The 20,706-nt window shown below is 39.0% G+C and carries 18 protein-coding genes; 14 read left to right on the forward strand and 4 right to left on the reverse strand.

Features of this window, described 5'->3' with window-relative positions; all coding sequences use genetic code 11:
* The first annotated feature begins 86 nt into the window (after positions 1–86).
* Positions 87–2,528 carry an ABC transporter substrate-binding protein gene (locus AC012T_RS07730; RefSeq protein ID WP_487064539.1) on the forward strand — a complete coding sequence of 814 codons (2,442 nt, stop codon included), beginning with the start codon at positions 87–89 and terminating at the stop codon, positions 2,526–2,528.
* 106 nt (positions 2,529–2,634) lie between these two features.
* Here the strand turns inward: AC012T_RS07730 and AC012T_RS07735 are convergent, their stop codons facing one another.
* The 3 genes from AC012T_RS07735 to gap all read right to left on the reverse strand — a co-directional run bounded on the left by AC012T_RS07735 (position 2,635) and on the right by gap (position 6,572).
* Positions 2,635–3,636 carry a transaldolase gene (locus AC012T_RS07735; protein ID WP_487064541.1) on the reverse strand — a complete coding sequence of 334 codons (1,002 nt, stop codon included), beginning with the start codon at positions 3,634–3,636 and terminating at the stop codon, positions 2,635–2,637.
* A gap of 352 nt (positions 3,637–3,988) precedes the next feature.
* A complete protein-coding gene (gene pyk, locus AC012T_RS07740) occupies positions 3,989–5,419 on the reverse strand; it encodes a pyruvate kinase (RefSeq protein WP_487064543.1) in 1,431 nt (476 codons plus the stop codon).
* Positions 5,420–5,546: 127 nt separating this feature from the next.
* Complete coding sequence (gene gap, locus AC012T_RS07745; protein WP_487064545.1) at positions 5,547–6,572, reverse strand: type I glyceraldehyde-3-phosphate dehydrogenase; 1,026 nt, start codon at positions 6,570–6,572, stop codon at positions 5,547–5,549.
* 380 nt (positions 6,573–6,952) lie between these two features.
* On the opposite strand from gap, the gene sixA reads away from it, so the two are divergent.
* From sixA to AC012T_RS07795, 10 genes are all read left to right on the forward strand, one after another.
* Positions 6,953–7,447 carry a phosphohistidine phosphatase SixA gene (gene sixA / locus AC012T_RS07750; RefSeq protein ID WP_487064547.1) on the forward strand — a complete coding sequence of 165 codons (495 nt, stop codon included), beginning with the start codon at positions 6,953–6,955 and terminating at the stop codon, positions 7,445–7,447.
* 112 nt (positions 7,448–7,559) lie between these two features.
* Positions 7,560–8,696: a citrate synthase gene (locus tag AC012T_RS07755; RefSeq protein WP_487064549.1), complete on the forward strand. Its 1,137-nt coding sequence runs from the start codon at positions 7,560–7,562 to the stop codon at positions 8,694–8,696.
* Between the two features lie 562 nt (positions 8,697–9,258).
* A complete protein-coding gene (gene nuoH / locus AC012T_RS07760) occupies positions 9,259–10,377 on the forward strand; it encodes an NADH-quinone oxidoreductase subunit NuoH (RefSeq protein ID WP_487064551.1) in 1,119 nt (372 codons plus the stop codon).
* 99 nt (positions 10,378–10,476) lie between these two features.
* Positions 10,477–11,061 carry an NAD(P)H-quinone oxidoreductase subunit I gene (gene ndhI, locus AC012T_RS07765; protein WP_487064553.1) on the forward strand — a complete coding sequence of 195 codons (585 nt, stop codon included), beginning with the start codon at positions 10,477–10,479 and terminating at the stop codon, positions 11,059–11,061.
* A 79-nt stretch (positions 11,062–11,140) separates the two neighbouring features.
* Entirely contained in the window at positions 11,141–11,752 is a 612-nt protein-coding gene (locus AC012T_RS07770) for an NADH-quinone oxidoreductase subunit J (RefSeq protein WP_487064555.1), read from the forward strand.
* Between the two features lie 134 nt (positions 11,753–11,886).
* A complete protein-coding gene (gene nuoK, locus AC012T_RS07775; RefSeq protein WP_006199065.1) occupies positions 11,887–12,192 on the forward strand; it encodes an NADH-quinone oxidoreductase subunit NuoK in 306 nt (101 codons plus the stop codon).
* Between the two features lie 6 nt (positions 12,193–12,198).
* Positions 12,199–13,119: an NAD(+) kinase gene (locus AC012T_RS07780; RefSeq protein WP_015212765.1), complete on the forward strand. Its 921-nt coding sequence runs from the start codon at positions 12,199–12,201 to the stop codon at positions 13,117–13,119.
* A 587-nt stretch (positions 13,120–13,706) separates the two neighbouring features.
* Complete coding sequence (locus AC012T_RS07785) at positions 13,707–14,507, forward strand: GNAT family N-acetyltransferase (RefSeq protein WP_487064559.1); 801 nt, start codon at positions 13,707–13,709, stop codon at positions 14,505–14,507.
* 93 nt (positions 14,508–14,600) lie between these two features.
* A complete protein-coding gene (locus tag AC012T_RS07790; RefSeq protein WP_487064561.1) occupies positions 14,601–15,056 on the forward strand; it encodes a DM13 domain-containing protein in 456 nt (151 codons plus the stop codon).
* Positions 15,057–15,187: 131 nt separating this feature from the next.
* The gene (locus tag AC012T_RS07795) at positions 15,188–16,618 is read left to right on the forward strand and encodes a HAMP domain-containing sensor histidine kinase (RefSeq protein ID WP_487064563.1); all 1,431 of its coding nucleotides are present in this window, start codon (positions 15,188–15,190) and stop codon (positions 16,616–16,618) included.
* Between the two features lie 122 nt (positions 16,619–16,740).
* Here the strand turns inward: AC012T_RS07795 and AC012T_RS07800 are convergent, their stop codons facing one another.
* Complete coding sequence (locus tag AC012T_RS07800) at positions 16,741–16,896, reverse strand: hypothetical protein (RefSeq protein ID WP_487064565.1); 156 nt, start codon at positions 16,894–16,896, stop codon at positions 16,741–16,743.
* A gap of 175 nt (positions 16,897–17,071) precedes the next feature.
* Here AC012T_RS07800 and AC012T_RS07805 point away from each other — a divergent pair, with 175 nt between their 5' ends.
* The 3 genes from AC012T_RS07805 (at position 17,072) to arsS (ending at position 20,120) form a co-directional block, all read left to right on the forward strand.
* On the forward strand, positions 17,072–17,746 hold the full coding sequence (locus tag AC012T_RS07805; protein WP_042464489.1) for a response regulator transcription factor: 675 nt from the start codon (positions 17,072–17,074) through the stop codon (positions 17,744–17,746).
* 94 nt (positions 17,747–17,840) lie between these two features.
* Positions 17,841–18,809 (forward strand): arsenosugar biosynthesis arsenite methyltransferase ArsM, encoded by a 969-nt coding sequence (gene arsM, locus AC012T_RS07810; protein ID WP_487064567.1) that lies wholly within the window; start codon positions 17,841–17,843, stop codon positions 18,807–18,809.
* A gap of 324 nt (positions 18,810–19,133) precedes the next feature.
* Entirely contained in the window at positions 19,134–20,120 is a 987-nt protein-coding gene (arsS, locus tag AC012T_RS07815; RefSeq protein WP_487064569.1) for an arsenosugar biosynthesis radical SAM (seleno)protein ArsS, read from the forward strand.
* Positions 20,121–20,706: the final 586 nt, after the last annotated feature.

Below are 20,706 nucleotides of genomic sequence, written 5' to 3' on the forward strand. Positions count from 1 at the left end.
TTGGGTTTCACTTTGTTCAACCTAACCTTCATAAACTAGCACAAAAAGTTTGTCATTTAAATAGACGAATCAATTAGGGTAAAACAGTGGGTAAGCTGGTAATATTCGAGATTGGGGAAGGTAGTTTTGAAAAAGGTTTTCCTGTCAAAATCAGAATTTGGGAAGACGGTAAACCTCATTTTGCAGAAATTTATGGCAGGTTTCCAGCAGATTTAAAAATTCCTCAAACTTATTATGAATGGCAATCAGCTTATTATAAATTGCCTGGTAATTGGTTAATTACAGTTCCCGAAACGCAAATAACTAATGTATCTAATACTGAAGTTTGTTATACTGCTGCTAAGACATTCCAATCTAGTTTTCATGATTGGTTAAATCAACCGTCTGTAAGAAAATTAGAAAGGCAATTTTTACAAAAAATTGGTGAATGGGATAATGTCCGCTTTATTTTAGAAACACAAGATTCACTGTTAAGAAGACTTCCTTGGCATTTATGGGAGATATTTCATACTAGTCATATTCAGCCAGAGGTTGTGATTAGTTCAGAGTATAAACCATCAAAAATCCAATTAAAAAGTCCGGTGAAAATTCTGGCTATTTTAGGGAACAGTGAAGGAATTAATATTCAACCAGATTTACAAGCATTAACAGCAAAATTACCAGGTGCAATTGTTGAACCTTTGCTGCAACCTTCACGTCAAGAAATTGTTCATAAATTATGGCATAAATCTTGGGATATTTTATTTTTTGCTGGTCATAGTTGCAGTCAAGAAGGTGATAGTTGGGGAGAAATTCAAATTAATGATAATGAAAGTTTATCACTTTTAGATTTGCGTCATAGCCTGGGGTATGCTGTTAAAAAAGGATTGAAATTAGCAATTTTTAATTCTTGTGATGGTTTAGGATTAGCACGCAATTTAGCTGATTTGAGAATTCCTTATACAATTGTGATGCGAGAACCTGTTCCTGATATTGTTGCTCAACATTTTCTAGAATATTTTCTCACAGTTTTTGCATCTGGTGAATCTTTATATATTTCTGTACAACAAGCGCGTGTGCGTTTACAGGAAGAATTAGAAAATCAATATCCTTGTGCTTCTTGGATACCTATAATTTTTCAAAATCCAGCCGCAGCATTACTAAAATATCCCCAACCTTGCAACTTACAAAAGATTGCTTTGCAGTCAGTCATGGCTACGATGTTATTAGTAATAATGGGTGCTGTTTTATGGCTGAGTTTAAAGGAAATTAAATTGCAAAATAGGTTTAGTTATGGGGAAAAAGTATTATTTAGTTCGGTGAATAATTTAGATAAAGAAGAAGCTATAAAGGCATTTTGGTGGAAAAATTACAATCAAGCTATTAAAAAATTTACTACTTATTTACAAGAGTATCCCAATGATCCAGAAGCTTGGATATATTTAGAAAATGCAAAAATTGCTTATAAAGAAGTAATCAAAATTGGTGTGGCTGTACCTATAGGTAGTAATCCTTCGGTAGCGCAAGAAATTCTCCGAGGAGTCGCACAAGCGCAACGAGAGGTAAATAATGATGGTGGGGTGAATGGTAAGTTTTTACAAGTACAAATTGCCAATGATGATAATAACCCAGAAATTGCTCAACAAGTTGCTCAAAAATTTGTGAAAAATGCAGATATTTTAGCGGTAGTTGGTCATAACAGTAGTGATGCTAGTCTACCAGCTTCTAATATATATCAGGCTGGAAAATTGGTGATGATTTCCCCAACTAGTAGTTCTACAAAATTAACTGACCGTCAAGACCGAACTAATGGTAATTATATTTATAGAACTGTAATTAGTTTCACTGCAACTGCGGAAGCGTTGGCTGAATATGCGAAAAAAACTGGAAAAATTAGGATTTTAATTTGTAGTGATTCTAAAGCCGCAGATCAGTCTTTTGAACAAGTTTTTGTTAATGCAATGAATACAAGAAATTTGGAGCTAATTAATGATATTAAATGCGATTTTGCTGCTGATAACTTCCAAGGTGAGAAGATTATTCAAAGTGCAATTGAGCAAAAGGTCAGTACTATTCTGCTTAATCCTCAAGTTGACAGAATTAATCAAGCTATTGAACTCGCAAAAAGTAATCAACGCCAGTTTTTATTATTAGGAAATCCCAGTTTAGAAACAAGAAAAACTCTTGTTGCTGGCGATGCAGTTAATGGTATGATTATGGCAGTACCTTGGAAAATTGATGTTTTGTATAATCAGGAATTTTTACAAAATGCAAATAGGCTTTGGGGTGAACAAAACTTAATTACTTGGCGTACAGCTATGGCTTTTGATGCTACTAAAACAGTGGCTATTGCTATCCAAAAAAAGGGTAGTAGGAGAATAGATATTCAACAAGCTTTAAGTAATAATTTCTCTTTTCCAGGTGTTACAGGGACAATTAGATTTTTATCATGGGGCGATCGCACGGGCGATCGCATCGATAAAGCTGTTTTAGTCCAAATACAGCCAGATTCTAGTACACCCACTGGCTACAACTTTGTACCAAAATAGGTAATTGGTGAAAGGACGGGCAGGATGCCCATCCCATAAGATTAGATAATTTATTTTCTGAACAAAACCCTAAAAAGGTTAAAGGTAGCTCAATTATCTCAAATGATTACGCTGTCACCTTTTGACTTTCCAGACGAGCCAAACGCTCTGCTAGTAGTTGTTCTAAAGCAATGAGTGCTTTGGTAAAGCCATCAATACCTTCTGAAAGTTTATCAGATGCCATCCGGTCAGCGGCGTGCATCTTATCAAAGGTAGCTTTATCAACGGAGATTTTTTCAAGAGACAAACCTGATACCTTCGCAGGGTCAAGTTTACGGGGTAATTCGGCGACAGTGTTTTGCAATTCTGTTAACAACCCAGGAGAAATAGTCAGCAAATCACAACCAGCAAGTTCGGTAATTTCGCCGATGTTACGGAAACTAGCTCCCATAACTTCAGTTTTGTAACCGAATTTCTTGTAGTAGTTATAGATTGTGGTGACAGACAATACACCTGGATCTTCTGCTGCGGTGTAGTTGTCACGTCCGGTATCTTTCTTGTACCAGTCAAGAATGCGACCAACGAAAGGAGAAATGAGAGTGATACCAGCTTCCGCGCAAGCGATCGCTTGGTGAAGACCAAATAGTAAAGTCAGATTACAGTGAATACCTTCTTTTTCCAAAATTTCCGCAGCCTTGATACCTTCCCAAGTAGCAGCAATTTTAATCAAAACCCGATTGGGAGAAATACCAGCAGCTTTATATTGAGCAATCAAATCCCGTGCTTTAGCCAGAGTAGCTTCTGTATCGTAGGATAAACGAGCATCTACCTCTGTAGAAACCCGACCGGGGATAATTTGCAAAATCTTCAATCCAAAGGATACCGCCAACCGATCAAAAGCTAGAGAAACTACCTGTGATGGGGTAGCACCTGCACCCGCATCTTTCTTAGCTTTGAGTAAAGTTTGATCAACAATTTCCTGATATTCCGGCATTTGTGCCGCAGCGGTAATCAGTGAGGGATTGGTGGTAGCATCTTGGGGCTTAAACTTGCCAATAGATTGGATATCACCTGTATCTGCTACTACTACGGTTACTGCCCGCAATTGTTCCAGTAAATTCTTAGGCATAACATACTCCGTGATTTTTTTTGGTTTAGGATTTACCCAATCCCCAATTATTTAAACTCTTTCATCTTCCACACAATTCCGATTCTGGCAATTTTTCTTAACGATTGCCTAATTTTCCTGACCGGGAATTTTAGATTTTAGATTTTAGATTTTAGATTAAAAAAATTTGGTACAAGCCCCGTCCTCTACTGACGGAAAAATACTCGCTGCGCTGCGTACGCTTCGCTAACGTAAATCCCAAATCCCAAATTTTCGAGCTTCTACACTTGTTTGGTGGAGTCAATCCAAAATCTAAAATCGTAAATCCAAAATCGAGTGACTGGGCTTAGGCCTCAGCCCCATTTTAGATGTCTCATGCCGTAATTGGCTGTCCAATCGAATGCACTTTAATTAAACTAGTTGTTCCTGATTGACCAACTGGGATACCAGAGGTAATGACCACTTTATCCCCGTCCTCGGCAAAACCCCCTTCCACAACGCTGTTGACGACCTTCATAAACATTTCTTCCGCACTATGTACAGGTGGAATCAGTAAAGGTTCCACACCCCAAGATAGTGCTAATTGTCGGTAAGCAATGGACTCAGATGTGAGAGTAATAATAGGAGTCAGAGGACGATATTTAGAAATCAGTCTGGCTGTATTCCCGGAAGTGGTGTTACAAAGAATTGCTTTAGAACCAGTTTCATAGGCAATCCGACAAACTGCTTGGGCTACTGATTCCGTTACACTCAGACAACCGGCTTCATGATTCCAGGAATGTCTACTACCAGCTTTAAGCGCCGTTTCTGTTTGTACAGCGATATTATGCATCATCTGCACAGCTGCAATGGGATATTCCCCCACAGCAGTTTCACCAGAGAGCATGACGGCATCCGTACCATCTAAAATAGAGTTAGCAACGTCCGTAGCTTCTGCGCGGGTGGGATCTGGGGCGCTAATCATCGACTCCAGCATTTGAGTAGCAGTGATGACCGGCTTACCAGCTTGATTACAGCGACGAGTAATGTCTTTTTGAATGAGGGGGACTTCGTGGATAGGGACTTCCACTCCTAAATCACCACGAGCAATCATAATTGCGTCAGCAACTTCGAGAATAGAGTCTAGCTGTTGTACAGCTTCTGCGCGTTCAATTTTGGCAATGAGGCGAATTTTTGCACCGGCAGCTTCAATCATTCTGCGTGCTGGTTCCAAGTCTTGAGGCGATCGCACAAAAGAAACTGCAACCCAGTCTACACCCAACTGAATCCCAAACCGCAAATCCATCAAATCCTTTTCTGTAATCGAACTCACAGGTAAAGGAGTTGCGGGTAAATTCACACCTTTATGAGTCGAAACCAAACCCCCAATATTGACATGAGCGCGAATTTTATCAGCATCACGACTCGTTACAGTCAACTTCACCCGACCATCATTAATTAAAATGGGTTCACCAGGACGCACCATAGCGAACAAAGTCGGTAGCGGTAGAGGTAATTCATCAATAGTTTCACCCTTTTCTTGCAACAGAAAAGTCACTTCGCTACCAGCTTCTAACATCAGTCCTTCCGGTGGTAACTTACCCAGACGGATTTTCGGACCACATAAATCTTGCATAATAGCGATCGGTCTTTGTAAGTCGCTACTAATGCGCCGCAAATGGTGAAAAGTTTGAGCGTGAGCCTCATAAGCACCATGAGAAAAATTCAACCGTGCCACATTCATTCCCGCCCTCACCAAAGCTTCTAGCTTTTCAGGTGTAGAAGTAGCCGGGCCAACAGTACAGATAATTTTAGTTCGACGCATAACAAAAATAGGGAATAACGGTAAAGTAGCGCACCCCGTTAAGCCCAAGAAGAAGCAGGGAGGAATGGAGCAGGGTGCAGGGGGAATTTTCCCCATTACCAATTACCAATCACCCATGACCAATCATCTAAATCAATCCTTCTTTTCGTGCCATTGACAACATCAAATCAACAACACGATTGGAATAGCCCCACTCGTTGTCATACCAGGAGACAACCTTAAAGAAATTGGAATTTAGTTCAATTCCTGCACCTGCATCGAAAATGCTAGAGTGGGCATCACCTTGAAAATCAGTAGATACCACCTCTTCATCGGTGTAACCCAAAACACCTATCAATGTACCTTCAGCAGCTTTCTTCATCGCCGCGCAGATTTCTTTGTAACTCGTAGCTTTAGCAGTTTTGAAAGTCAAGTCAACCACCGAGACATCGGGTGTAGGAACCCGGAAAGCCATACCAGTCAACTTACCCTTCAACTCTGGTAAAACCAAAGCCACCGCTTTAGCAGCCCCTGTAGCGGAGGGAATAATATTTTGAGCCGCACCTCTTCCACCACGCCAGTCTTTTTTACTGGGGCCATCTACCGTGGGTTGGGTGGCTGTCGTCGCGTGGACTGTAGTCATCAGTCCTTCAGTTAAACCAAAGTTATCATTAATAACTTTAGCAATAGGAGCTAAACAATTTGTAGTACAACTTGCATTGGAAACAATTAAATCCTTTGCCGGGTCAAACAAATGATGATTTACACCCATCACCATTGTTTTTACCTTGTCTGGTTCTTTGGTAGGTGCAGAAAGTATTACTCGCTTTGCACCTGCTTTGAGATGGTTTTCTGCACCAGCGTAATCTGTGAAAAGTCCTGTAGATTCCACAACATAATCTACACCCAATTTAGCCCAAGGCAATTCCGCCGGATTTCGCACTGACACACAAGGGATAAAACGACCATCAATGACCATTCCATCTTCTCTAGCTTCTATCTTGCTCTTTAATTTACCGTGTGTAGAGTCGTACTTTAAGAGATAAGCAAGATTATCAGGTGGAACTAAATCATTAATTCCCACAAATTCAATGTTGGGGTTAGCAAGACCAGCCCGAAGCACAAGTCTGCCAATACGACCGAATCCATTAATACCAACTTTCAACTTCGTCACAATTAAACCTCCTATTTTTGAGGATTCAACTAAGGATAATTAGCCGGGTTAATTCTAATCTCACTTAGCTGATTCTTACAGTCACAAGAGGCATAGAGTCGATTTAGCTGGCATCTTTTAAGGTTTAGACAGTATATTTGTCAATGGAGGAATAAATACATTAGATTGGTATCATAGATTTGGGTATGGTTTCAGTCAAATTATTGATTGGTTTTGGAAAATTGATGATTTTAAGGATACGACCTGATCTCGTTCTATTTTTGATAGTAAAAATATAGAATTTTACGGCATTCTTATTATTAGGTAGAAATATTTTTTAGTTTGTAAAATTTGTCGAGATTTATTAGGTGATAGAATTAAACACAATTTAAATAATTAATATGGAATTATACTTAATTCGTCATGGCATTGCTGAAGAACATCAAGCAGAACTAAAAGATGAAGAACGTCAGCTAACCAAAGAAGGAAGACAAAAAACCGAGAAAGTCGCCCAAAGATTAGTCAAACTAAATTTACACTTTGATTTAATCCTTACTAGTCCCCTCGTCCGCGCCCAGCAAACCGCAGAAATTCTCATTGAGGCTAGACTGAGTTCAAAGTTAGAAGAATCGCATCACCTCAGCCCAGAAGGTAATATTAACAGTTGGCTAAAAGAATGGTTTGAACCGAGGAATTATACTCACTCAACCCAACTAGCATTAGTGGGGCATGAGCCTAATTTGAGCAATTGGGCAGAAAATCTGCTTTGGGGAGAAGCAAAAGAGCGCTTCGTCCTCAAAAAAGCAGGTATGATTGGGATAAAACTACCAGAAATAGGATCTCCTCTGGGTCGTAGTCAGTTGTTCTTGTTGATACCACCCAAGTACCTGCCATAACAGTTTTTCAACCTTTCGCATAGAATAGTTGTTAGATCGGCAACTGTTATGGTGAAAATAACCTCTGGTAAGTTAGCGTGATCAGATATTTCACAAAGCAAATGGTGTTGCCATGACGGTGTGCGAATACAAGCCTGGTTTAGAAGGCATTCCCGCAGCCCAATCGAGTATTAGTTATGTAGATGGGCAAAAGGGAATACTAGAATATCGTGGCATTCGGATTGAGGAATTAGCAGCAAAAAGTACGTTTATAGAAACTGCTTATCTCCTAATCTGGGGTGAATTGCCAAACAAGGAAGAATTGGAAGCGTTTGAGCATGAAATTCGCTACCACAGACGGATAAAATATCGCATTCGGGATATGATGAAATGCTTTCCCGAAAGCGGACACCCTATGGATGCACTGCAAGCCTCTGCTGCTGCATTGGGTTTATTTTATTCTCGACGTGACTTACATAATCCAGTCTATATTCGTGATGCTGTAGTGCGCTTAATGGCAACTATTCCCACGATGGTAGCAGCGTTCCAGTTAATGCGGCAAGGGAATGACCCTGTAAAGCCACGGGATGACTTGGATTATTCCGCAAACTTCTTGTATATGCTGAATGAGAAGGAACCAGATCCTTTAGCAGCAAAGATTTTTGATATCTGCTTGATTCTTCACGTCGAGCATACAATGAATGCTTCTACCTTCAGTGCGAGGGTGACGGCTTCTACCTTAACTGACCCCTATGCGGTGGTTGCTAGTGCGGTGGGTACTTTAGGCGGCCCCCTGCATGGTGGAGCTAACGAAGAAGTAATTCAGATGTTGGAAGAAATTGGTTGTGTAGATAATGTTCGTCCTTATGTAGATGATCTTCTGCAACGGAAAGCGAAGATTATGGGCTTTGGACATCGTGTCTACAAAGTGAAAGATCCACGGGCAACAATCTTGCAAAACTTGGCGGAGCAGTTGTTTGATAAATTTGGCTACGACAAGTACTATGAAGTTGCCCAAGAAATGGAACGGGTAATGGCAGAAAAGGTTGGCAGTAAAGGAGTTTATCCCAATGTTGACTTTTATTCTGGTTTGGTGTACAGAAAAATGGGGATTCCGACGGACTTGTTTACACCTGTTTTTGCGATCGCACGCGTGGCTGGTTGGTTAGCACACTGGAAAGAACAACTCGCAGAAAACCGGATTTTCCGTCCTACTCAAATTTACAACGGTCGTCACGAAGTTCCTTACCTTCCTATCGACAACCGTTAACTAGCTAGGGAACAGGTGACAGTTAAAAAGAAGTTCCTGTAATTAGCTGACAAGTAATCAATTCTAGATTTTAGATTTGGGATTCATGCCCATATATGGACAGATTCATAACTGTCATCTGTCTCCTCTATTAGGCTTGAGTTAAAAATCTCAAATCGAAAATCTTAAATTGATACTGTTTTCACAGCCCTCCATTGCTAGAACATCAGACAATTTCTATAGAGTAGAAACCCGTTACCATCAGGGAAGCGGCCAATTTGTATTGTCTAGGGAGCCAGTGACAGGGAAAAGGCAAAAAGAAAAGAAATCTGATTCCAGTTTCCAGTGGTCACTGACGGTAGGCTGAAGTGTCACCAATTCCCAGCATTAGCCAATTTCAATCCCAACCATAAGCAGAAGTTGTCTCTTGGTTTACGGGGCAAAAACCATCCAAGGATATACTAAACATGGGAATTGGCAACAAATCTACAATCAGGCATCATCTCAATAGAGCTAGTTCTAGTTATTAACTCAATTAATAGTTGGAATTCACCGTGACTTGACGACTTAAAGAGTAGCAAAAATGAATGCAGGAATTGACCTCCAAGGAACTTTTATTCAATCTGTCAGGGATTTAGGAATACCACCAGGGGCGGCCAAAGCGATTTGGATGCCGTTACCAATGATCCTGATGCTGATTGGTGCAACAGTGGGAGTACTGGTTGCTACCTGGCTAGAACGGAAAATTTCTGCTGCTGCACAGCAACGGATTGGCCCAGAATTTCAAGGGCCTTTTGGGTTGCTAGTACCTGTAGCAGATGGTCTGAAGCTAATCTTTAAAGAAGATATCGTCCCCGCCAAAGCAGACCGCTGGCTGTTTACCCTCGGACCGATAATTGTAGTAATTCCGGTATTTTTGTCATTTCTGATTGTTCCCTTTGGGGAAAATATCGTCATTACCAACGTAGGAATGGGGGTATTCTTGTGGATTGCTTTGTCTAGCATTCAGCCCATTGGCTTATTAATGGCTGGTTACGCATCTAATAATAAATACTCCCTATTGGGAGGTTTGCGGGCAGCAGCACAGTCAATCAGTTATGAAATTCCTTTGGCGTTGAGTGTATTAGCGATCGCAATGATGTCTAATAGCCTCAGCACAGTTGATATCGTCAATCAGCAATCTAATTTTGGCATCTTGGGTTGGAATATTTGGCGACAACCACTTGGTTTCATCATCTTTTGGATTGCAGCCCTAGCTGAATGCGAACGCTTACCCTTTGACTTACCCGAAGCAGAAGAAGAACTAGTCGCAGGGTATCAGACTGAATACTCCGGGATGAAATTCGGTCTATTTTACCTAGGTTCTTACATTAACTTGATACTTTCTTCCCTCCTAGTAGCAATTTTGTATCTAGGTGGTTGGCATTTTCCTATTCCCGTCAGCCTCATAGGTGATTGGTTGGGAGTCAGTGACACAAACCCTGTTTTACAGGTAGTAACTGCCTCCTTAGGTATCACCATGACCGTACTCAAAGCTTACTTCCTGGTATTTATCGCCATCCTCATCCGTTGGACACTTCCACGGGTAAGAATTGACCAATTATTAGATTTAGGGTGGAAATTCTTGCTACCAGTTGGCTTGGTTAATCTCCTATTAACCGCTGCCTTGAAATTAGCCTTTCCCGTCGCCTTCGGTGGCTAAACCAATTTTAGATTGTAGATTTTAGATTTTAGATTGAATCTGAAATCTAAAATCCAAAATCCAAAATCCAAAATTGACAAAGAGTGAGAGACACAAACAATGCTAAAGTTCCTCAAACAAGTTGGTGATTACGCCAAAGAAGCAGTACAATCGGCTCGTTATATTGGTCAGGGGCTTTCTGTCACCTTTGACCACATGCAGCGCCGTCCAGTTACCGTTCAGTACCCTTATGAAAAATTAATTCCTGGAGAAAGGTTTCGCGGTAGAATTCACTACGAATTTGACAAGTGTATCGCTTGTGAAGTCTGTGTTCGCGTTTGTCCCATTAACCTTCCTGTAGTTGATTGGGAATTTGACAAAGCCACCAAGAAGAAAAAGCTCAATCACTACAGTATTGACTTTGGAGTTTGTATCTTCTGTGGTAACTGCGTGGAATACTGTCCAACAAACTGTTTATCAATGACAGAAGAATACGAACTTGCTACCTATGATCGCCACGAATTAAACTACGACAACGTAGCATTAGGACGACTGCCTTACAAAGTTACAGACGATCCAATGGTGACACCACTGCGCGAACTAGTTTACCTACCCAAAGGTGTTATGGAACCTCATGGTGTACCCGCAGATGCACCTCGTGCTGGTTCCCGTCCAGAAGACCTTGTAGAAAATGGTAATGGGTAATAGGTGATGGGTAATCAAGATTTTTTCCAATTACCTATTACCAGCAAGCATTTATCAAACATCAAAAGGATCAAAAAAAGTGAATCTAGCGGAAGGAGTACAGGTTGTTTCATTTGGCATACTGGCTGTGATGATGATTGGGGCAGCACTGGGTGTAGTGCTGTTTTCTAACATCGTCTATTCTGCCTTTTTGCTAGGGGGTGTATTCATTAGTATGTCGGGACTGTACCTGTTGCTAAATGCTGATTTTGTAGCAGCAGCACAAATTCTGATTTATGTTGGTGCGATTAATGTGCTGATTTTGTTTGCCATCATGTTGGTTAACAAGCGTCAGGATTTCTCACCTTTACCCAGTGCTGGGTTGCGGAAAGTAGTTACAGGTATTGTAAGTATAGGATTATTTGCCCTATTGAGTACGATGGTACTAGCAACGCCTTGGGCTTATTCCTCTGTTCCTGTGGCTGGTGAAAGTTCTATAGTTGTGATTGGTGAACATTTTTTCACCGACTTTTTGCTACCCTTTGAGTTGGCTTCTATTTTGTTGCTAATGGCAATGGTAGGAGCAATTATTTTGGCACGTCGGGAATATTTACCAGACGAATCAGACTCTTCTCAACTACAACAATCTATCTTAACTTTGCCAGAACGCCCTAGAGAACTGGTATCAACCAGTACTGGAACTGAGGACTAAATACTGGGAAGGGAAATTTTAGATTTTAGATTTTAGATTTTAGATTGGACATGAATAAATACAATCCAAAATTTAAAATCCAAAATTTAAAATTGAATACCCAATTGCCAATTACCAATCATCAATTACCAATCATGCAACTTCAGTACTTTTTATTACTAGCAGCAGCTTTGTTTTGCATTGGCATCTATGGCTTAATTACTAGCCGTAACGCGGTAAGGGTGCTGATGTCAATTGAGTTATTGTTGAATGCAGTTAATCTGAATTTAATGGCATTTTCCAACTTTCTTGACTCAACATTAATTAAAGGTCAGGTTTTCACAGTTTTTGTGATTACCGTGGCAGCTGCTGAAGCGGCGGTTGGTTTAGCGATCGTGCTGGCCATTTATCGCAACCGTGATACCGTCGATATGGAGCAGTTTAATCTCCTGAAGTGGTAACAGTGCGTGCAACTCAAGCAGGTAATCATTGCTTATAAAGCGCGAGACTCTCAGAGCAAACGCTGGGCAGAACTCTGTGCTAAACAACTAGAGGAACGTCAGTGCCAAGTATTGGTGGGGCCTAGCGGTCCGAAAGATAACCCCTATCCGGTCTTCTTAGCGTCCGCTACTCAACCAATAGACCTAGCTTTAGTACTTGGTGGTGACGGTACTGTTTTAACAGGTGCTAGACATTTAGCCTCAGCAGGCATTCCCATTTTGGGAGTGAATGTTGGAGGCCATTTGGGGTTTTTAACTGAGTCTGTGGAAGAATTTCAAGAACCAGAACGTGTGTGGGATCGTCTGTTTGAGGATCGTTATGCTATCCAGCGACGGATGATGTTGCAAGCGGCAGTATATGAAGGTCATCGGACAAATTTAGAACCAGTAACTGAACATTACCTGGCTTTGAACGAGTTTTGTGTCAAACCCGCTTCTGCTGACAGAATGATCACTTCTATTCTGGAAATGGAAATTGATGGGGAGGTAGTTGATCAATATGTAGGAGATGGGTTAATTATCTCTACTCCCACTGGTTCTACTGGTTACACTGTTTCTGCCAGTGGACCGATTATGCATGATGGGATGGAAGCGATTACTATCACACCCATTTGTCCAATGAGTCTTTCTAGTCGTCCGCTGATTTTACCTCCTGGTTCTGTGGTCAGTATTTGGCCGTTGGGGGATTATGATTTAAGTACTAAGTTGTGGATGGATGGGGTGTTATCTACTTCAATTTGGCCAGGCCATCGTGTTGATGTGCGGATGGCTGATTGTCTGGCTAAATTTATTGTTTTACGGGATAACAATTCATATTATCAGACGCTGCGGGAGAAGTTACTTTGGGCAGGTACTAGAGTTCGCTACAACAATAATCACCGCAATTGATTGCAATGTATTTTTCCAAGAATTTTACCGCAGTTCACTGGTGAATTATTAGCCCTCGGATCGATTCGGGGGCTTTTTGAGACTATTAGGAATAAAGCTGCGTCCGATGTCGAAAATTTGTTGATAATAACCAATTTATAGGTCTGACGAACCCTACAAAGCAAGCAAGTTGCTTAAGCCCTGACTATTTTGATTTTCTGAACATAATTACTATTGACAGAAAAATTAAATTGTGAATTTGATAAATTTGTATCTTATTGCCAGATTTTATTTATAAAAATGTCGATAATAAAAGAAATCTATCTCCAATAATCATCGAAATACTGGAATAGAAAATAGTTGTTCCTATTTCTTCTGCAATCGTGTGTAGCTATATTCATGTATAGGACTCCTATGTGATTTTTGATAGCTTGCGTGGCGTAGCTATACAAAACTTAGTACGTATCAATTCTGTCTTTCCTGTTAAGAGTTACCTGTTCCCTGTTCCCTATTCTCTCTCTTAACGAGTGAATTTAATTTTGTCCGACTACTTATGCCCTAAATTCTAGTGGGATATTTCGCAAATACAAGTAGGAAAACAGATGTAAATGTATTACCATCAAATCAATTCTTTATTGCATCCTCCTGAGTTTCCCGTTTTGCAAAATGAAAAGTATATCCTACGACTTGCTTCAACTGAAGAAGAATTAGAATCTATCTTCCGCTTACGTTTTGAGGTTTTTAATCTAGAACTAGGTTTGGGATTTTCTGGTTCTAACACTACTCAAATGGATCAAGATAAGTTTGATCAGGTTTGCCATCATTTGATACTTATTGCTAAACATACTGGTAAGACGATTGGTACATATAGAATGCAAACCTATACAATGGCTGGTAAAGGGTTAGGTTTCGATTCTGCTGACATATTTAATCTCAATAAAATTCCTGATTTTATGCTTCAGGAATCTGTAGAAGTTGGACGTGCTTGTATAGCTAAAGAATACCGCAATAGTCATACACTGTTGTTACTTTGGGAAGGATTAGCCAATTATCTACTTGGGAGTGGAAAGCAATATTTTTTTGGCTGTGCATCATTACTAACACAATGCCCCAAACAAGCGACTTGTGCTTATAATTATTTTCAGCATAATGATTGGATGCATCCAAGTATTTTGGTTCATCCTAATTCAGAGTACTCTATAGAAATGACTCCACACTGCCCAGATATATATAATAATGTAGAAATTCCTAAAATTTTACAAGCATATTTGAGCATTGGTGCTAAAGTATGCAGCCTACCAGCTATTGATAAGCAGTTTAAAACTATTGATTTTTTAATAATATCTAATATTGCAGATTTTGCTAGATGCTGTTACTCAAACGAAGTCAAGCTGGCATCTGAAGATTAGTAAATCTTAAACTAATTCTCATGTTAAATTAATTTTTTCGATGATATAAGGCTTTAAATTATCCTTAAAGATAAATTTTAAGGAGGTTGAAGTATGAAGTTAAAATATTTAGCTATTTTCGGTATTGTGGCAATTGTAACCATAGGCTGTACCAGGGAAGTAAGCTCGACTCCCATCAATAATCGGCCTGAGTCTGTGGCTAATGTCACTGCTTCAGTAGTACAGTCTGAAAGCTTTAAGACTTTGGAACATAAAACTCAGGGAAAAGTGAGCTTTGTTACTGAAAATGGCAACCGCTACTTAGCATTAGACAATAATTTCAAAACGGATCATGGACCCGACTTAGTTGTAATTTTGTATCGTGGTGATAAACCACCAAAATATAATCTTAAAAACCAAGATTATATAAGTATTGCTTCTTTACAAAAAATTCAAGGTTCTCAACGTTATGCTCTACCTAAAAATGTGAAATTATCAGACTTTGGTTCTGTTGGTATTTGGTGTCGTCGATTTAATGTTAGCTTTGGTTATGCTGGTTTACCTAAGTAGTTGTAGTGGTGATGGTAATTATGCTGTTTTCATTCCTAATAATTTGTATCGAATTATAATTTTAAATTTAACATTTAACATTTAAAAGTTTCAAATAAAATTTTTCTGATATCAAATTCAACATTATTAATGTGAAACAAATCAGCAAGGTTTGGCAAAAAATTGATATATTTTCTTTACGGTTACGTCTGACTATTGGTATTGCTCTAGTTTCAGCATTGGGATTAGGAGGACTTGCTAGTTGGACAAGTTGGAAGATGCAGCAGATTTTAATTACTAGTCATAAATATAATATTGTTCAAATTGCTGACCGTTTGCCGCAGGATGTGCAACTTTATAGTGAAATGTATTCTGTGGAAACTAGTTTGCAAAAAGCAATAAATAACTTAACAACTACTAATACATTTTTATGGATTAAAGGTGCTGATAATAAAATTATAGGTAAATCTAGTAATTGGAATCTGCTTCCAGATATAACAGCTAGTGAGTTGATGTCTTTAACTGAAATGTCGGTTCAACCAGAATTAAGAAAAGTTAGTCAACGCTATTATATTTTATGTGGGGGTGCGTTACCACTTAAGGGTAAGGCTTTGGGTAATTTATTTCTAGTACAAGATGTAACTCGTGAACAAACAATGTTTATGGGAATGGTTAGAAGTTTGGCTATTGTGAGTATTTTGGTAATTATAGTTATTTCGATAGCGATCGCATTTTACATTCAGCGATCTCTACAACCATTACGTCAGTTAAACCAAATGACTGCTGTTATATCTCTAGCAGATTTAGGACAAGCTCAATTATATCTTGAACACGCACCTAGTGAAGTCAAAGAATTAACTCAAACTTTCAATATGATGTTAGCCCGTCTTGACCAATCTTGGGAACAAGAAAGGCAATTTGTTAGTAATGTTTCCCATGAATTACGTACACCATTAACAATTGTTCATGGTTATTTACAAAGTGTTTTGCGACGGCAACATAATTTAACATCAGCACAACAGGAAGCTTTGGAAACTGCTGCAATAGAAACTGAACGCACTATCCGCCTTTTGCAAGATTTACTCGATTTAGCAAGGGCTGATAGTGGTTATTTGCATTTGCGGAGGGAATTGTGTTTACTCAATGACTTGGTAGCAGAAGTTGTGAGTATGGCAGAAAAGTATAGCGATCGCATAATCAAAATTGAGTCAATTAATCAGCTAATTGAGGCGAAGATAGACTATAATCGTCTAAAACAAGTATTGTTAAATTTAATTGATAATGCTGTGAAGTATTCGCCAGCAGAAACACCTATAATTATTAAATTAAATCTGCAAGGTGAAGAGGCAGTTATTCAAGTTTGTGATCAAGGTTATGGTATTCCTTTACAACACCAATCACGAATTTTTGAGCGTTTTTACCGTGTAGATGAAGCCCGTACTTCTTCGACTGGGGGTTGTGGATTAGGGTTGTCGATTGTTAAGACTCTCGTAGAGAGTATGGGTGGGAATGTGAGTGTGCGATCGCGCCAGGGTAAAGGAAGTATATTTACAATTACTGTCCCAGCCTCATCATCGCGGTAAAAAAGAGGATCTGAGAGGATGTTTTTGATCATTTACGTTAAATTTCTTAATGATTAAGTGAGCAATTATTACTATGTTTATTGATTTTAATTTACAGTTTGATATATACAGTGGATTACAGATCAATAAGGTACAGAATCTAAATTAAAAGCCAGACACCAAGCCAGTTTTACTTCTGAATCCTGACTCCTGACTCCTGATAGCGTAGCGTGGCGTAAGCCATATTCTGCTGTAAATATGGTGAAGATGTTAAAGCTGATTGCTAATACCTGGTTCAATCTGAAATTTATACAGAACCTGTAGGTAATTTTAGATTTACTATTGTTACTTATCCATGTTTATACTAAGCTAAATTATATCTATAAGATGTCTAGCTATTGAGTATTTAACATATTCTCAATAGTTATCATTCTGTGTATAATTAACATCCCTGCTGAAATCCTGAATATTATTATGACGCACATCTTACTGGTTGAAGATGAAGTCAAATTAGCTCGATTTATAGAGTTAGAATTGAGTTATGAAGGCTATCAAGTTAGTGTAGCCTATGATGGACTAACCGCCCTGACTGCGGCAAGGGAGTTAAATCTAGATTTAATAATTTTAGACTGGATGCTACCTGGTGTGTCGGGGTTAGAAATTTGCCGTCGCTTACGGAGTACGGGTGATAAAGTACCAATAATTTTATTAACCGCTAAAGATGAAGTGAGCGATCGCGTGGCTGGTTTAGATGCTGGTGCTGATGATTACGTAGTCAAACCATTCAGTGTCGAAGAGTTATTAGCCAGAGTCCGCGCCCACCTGAGACGAAACCGGGAAACAGATACCGCAGATATCTTAGCATTTGATGACCTGAGCTTAAATCGTCGCACGCGGGAAGTTTATCGAGGAAAGCGATTAGTAGAGTTAACTGCGAAGGAATTTGACTTGCTAGACTATCTACTCGCCCATCCGCGCCAGGTAATTACGCGCGATCGCATTTTAGAAGAAGTCTGGGGTTATGACTTCATGGGTGATTCCAACATAATTGAAGTTTATATTCGCTACTTGCGCTTGAAACTGGAAGCCAACAATGAAAAGCGTCTCGTTCAAACTGTGCGTGGTGTCGGCTATGTATTACGCGAATAAATTAATGAACTCTCAGCGAAAACTCATTAAATTCAAGCCTTAATATATTAATATCCACAATTGATATATACAAAGTTAATTCCATACAGCAACAATGACTTATTTAGAAACCGCAGCCCAATTTTACAGCGAAGTTGCTCAAACACCAGAAGTAGGACTGTGTTGTGTTCAAAGTACACCCCTGCAATTACCAGGATTGAAAATTCCTTTGCCAATGCAGGAAATGAATTATGGTTGTGGTACAACAGTTCACCCCACCGAACTCACAAATCAACCCACAGTCCTTTATGTTGGTGTTGGTGGTGGTTTAGAAGCATTACAATTTGCTTACTTTTCCCGTCGTCCTGGTGCTGTCATTGCCGTTGAACCAGTAGCCGCCATGCGCGAAGCCGCCACACGTAACTTGGAAATGGCTGCTCAACAAAATCCTTGGTTTGATACCAGTTTTATTGAAATTCGCCCTGGAGATGCCTTCAATTTACCCGTTGAGGATGCTGCTGTGGATGTATTAGCACAGAATTGTCTTTTCAACATTTTTGAACCAGCAGATTTAACCCGTGCTTTAAAAGAAGCTTATCGGGTATTAAAACCCGGTGGAAGATTGCAAATGAGTGACCCCATTGCTACCAGTCCCATTCCCACCCATTTACAACAAGATGAACGATTGCGTGCCATTTGTTTATCAGGCGCACTTACATATCAAGAGTATACTCAACTAATTATAAATGCTGGTTTTGGGCAAATAGAAATTCGCGCCCGTCGTCCTTATAGATTATTAGATAAACAAACTTATCAACTAGAAAAAAATCTCCTGTTAGAAAGCCTTGATTCCGTCTCATTTAAAGTTGATATTCCTGAAGATGGAGCTTGTATATTCACAGGTAAAACTGCAATTTATGCAGGGAAAGAAGCATTTTTTGATGACCAAGCAGGTCATATTTTACAACGTGGAATTCCTGCCGCAGTCTGTGATAAAACAGCCACTAAACTCGGAGATTTAAAGCCAGCAGAAATTATGGTAACAGATTCCACATGGCATTATGATGGCGGAGGTTGCTGTTAGATTTTAGGTAAGAATTCAGGAGTCAGGAGTCAGGAGTCAGGAGTCAGGAGTCAGGAGTCAGGAGTCAGGAGTCAGGAGAAAGAAGGAATAAGGAATAAGGAAGAAGAAAGAAGAAAGAAGAAAGAAGAAAGAAGAATATTTTTATCCTGTTCCCTCTTGCCTGCTATATCAAACCTTCTGTATCCTTACGTATTTTCTACCTAATCCTACTATCTTGGGTATTAACTTTGCCTACTGCGGCGATTATTAGTGGTATCACTTATAAATTAAATTAGTGTAATAATAAGTAAGAAAAATTTTGTCATATTTCGGAACTAGTAAGCAATGCAGAATACATCAAATACTCAATTCAAATATAAATTAACATCACCTTTAAAAAAAAAGGAAATAAATGTTTTACAAATTAATTTAGGTAAACGCTGTAACCTTAGCTGTAACCATTGTCATGTTGAAGCCAGTCCAAAAAGAATAGAAGAGCTAAACCTAGAAATTGGACTGGAATTAATTGAATTCATTTTTAAATTTCCCGAAATTAAAATTGTAGATTTAACTGGTGGCGCTCCAGAAATGAATTATGGTTTTAAGCCGCTAGTAGAAGCCGCAACTTTAGCAGAAAAAAAAGTAATTGTTCGTTCAAATTTGACAATTTATTTCGTTGATGGATTTGGAGATTTACCAGAATTCTTCGCTAAACACCAAGTGAGAATTGTCGCTTCCCTACCTTGTTACCTTGCAGATAATGTAGATAAAATGCGGGGAAATGGTGTGTTTGATGACTCTATTCGCGCCTTGCAATGGTTAAATCAACTGGGATATGGAAAAAATCCAAATTTAATTTTAGATTTAGTGTATAATCCCCCCTTACCCACTAGTGACAAATTTTCAGTCACTCCTGAACAAACAAACCTAGAAATAGCTTATAAAATGTTCTTACAAGAACATTTTGGTATTGTGTTTCATAATCTCTTTACCATCACTAATTTACCTGTAGGTAGAACAAAATTATACTTAGAACGAAAACAACTTTATTCAAGCTATTTGCAGTTTTTAGAATCGAATTTTAACCCCGATACAGTTGAAAACTTAATGTGTCGTGATCAGATTTCAGTTGACTATTTAGGTAATGTCTATGATTGTGACTTCAATCAAATGATGAACTTACCTGCAAAAACTTTCAATGGTAAAACCCTAACAATTAGCAAATTGTTAGAATCTGGTAGTTTAGATATGATTAGGGAAGTACAAACTGCTGATTATTGCTATGGTTGTACTGCCGGTTGTGGTTCTAGTTGTGGTGGCGCTTTAGTGTAAAAATACCCACTAGGAGATTAGGGAATTTAATTATTAAGTAATGTATATATGTCATGAAACAAAAATTTTGTAACGAAAGTTGTGGGAATTGAGTTATCAATAGTGAGATGGCTTACAATAACATTTGAGTTAAGTCTCCTCACACCACACGAAACGACCGTGGCTTGATTGAAATCTCCACGGTTTTTATTTTTTAATCCCAGATAAAAATTGATTTTAGAACTTTTATTTGATTCTGGGTTGACATAGCTTTTAATTAAGTTAAAAAAAATCAGTAAAGATTGTAGAGTTGAGAATCCCTACCCATAGAACATTTCTACAAGGGTTTCAGGTCACGCATATTAAATAGAACTAAAGCTGCGTATCACACCAGAAATCTATTGTAGGGTGCGTCAGATATCAAAGATTTGTTTATTTACTAGATTTATGCAGTCTGACGCACCTTACCAATGTGTCAGTTGCCTAAGTCCTAATACCGAAAAATTATTCAACAATCTTCATTCTGAAAAATTTCTGTTACCAAAACTGTTACAAGCATCCCATGACTAAACAGGTAGTCTATGATGATATTAGTTAAACTCCTCAC

Source organism: Anabaena sp. EIM26, from assembly GCF_057568715.1.

What these genes read in the sequence shown, in the direction of transcription:
- pyk (WP_487064543.1), bottom strand. Translation starts at nt 5,419, where the DNA reads ATGCGTCGAACTAAAATTATCTGTACTGTTGGCCCGGCTACTTCTACA.
- nuoK (WP_006199065.1), top strand. Translation starts at nt 11,887, where the DNA reads ATGCAACTTCAGTACTTTTTATTACTAGCAGCAGCTTTGTTTTGCATT.
- AC012T_RS07735 (WP_487064541.1), bottom strand. Translation starts at nt 3,636, where the DNA reads ATGCCTAAGAATTTACTGGAACAATTGCGGGCAGTAACCGTAGTAGTA.
- AC012T_RS07755 (WP_487064549.1), top strand. Translation starts at nt 7,560, where the DNA reads ATGACGGTGTGCGAATACAAGCCTGGTTTAGAAGGCATTCCCGCAGCC.
- arsM (WP_487064567.1), top strand. Translation starts at nt 17,841, where the DNA reads ATGACTTATTTAGAAACCGCAGCCCAATTTTACAGCGAAGTTGCTCAA.
- AC012T_RS07785 (WP_487064559.1), top strand. Translation starts at nt 13,707, where the DNA reads ATGTATTACCATCAAATCAATTCTTTATTGCATCCTCCTGAGTTTCCC.
- AC012T_RS07805 (WP_042464489.1), top strand. Translation starts at nt 17,072, where the DNA reads ATGACGCACATCTTACTGGTTGAAGATGAAGTCAAATTAGCTCGATTT.
- nuoH (WP_487064551.1), top strand. Translation starts at nt 9,259, where the DNA reads ATGAATGCAGGAATTGACCTCCAAGGAACTTTTATTCAATCTGTCAGG.
- AC012T_RS07790 (WP_487064561.1), top strand. Translation starts at nt 14,601, where the DNA reads ATGAAGTTAAAATATTTAGCTATTTTCGGTATTGTGGCAATTGTAACC.
- arsS (WP_487064569.1), top strand. Translation starts at nt 19,134, where the DNA reads ATGCAGAATACATCAAATACTCAATTCAAATATAAATTAACATCACCT.
- ndhI (WP_487064553.1), top strand. Translation starts at nt 10,477, where the DNA reads ATGCTAAAGTTCCTCAAACAAGTTGGTGATTACGCCAAAGAAGCAGTA.
- sixA (WP_487064547.1), top strand. Translation starts at nt 6,953, where the DNA reads ATGGAATTATACTTAATTCGTCATGGCATTGCTGAAGAACATCAAGCA.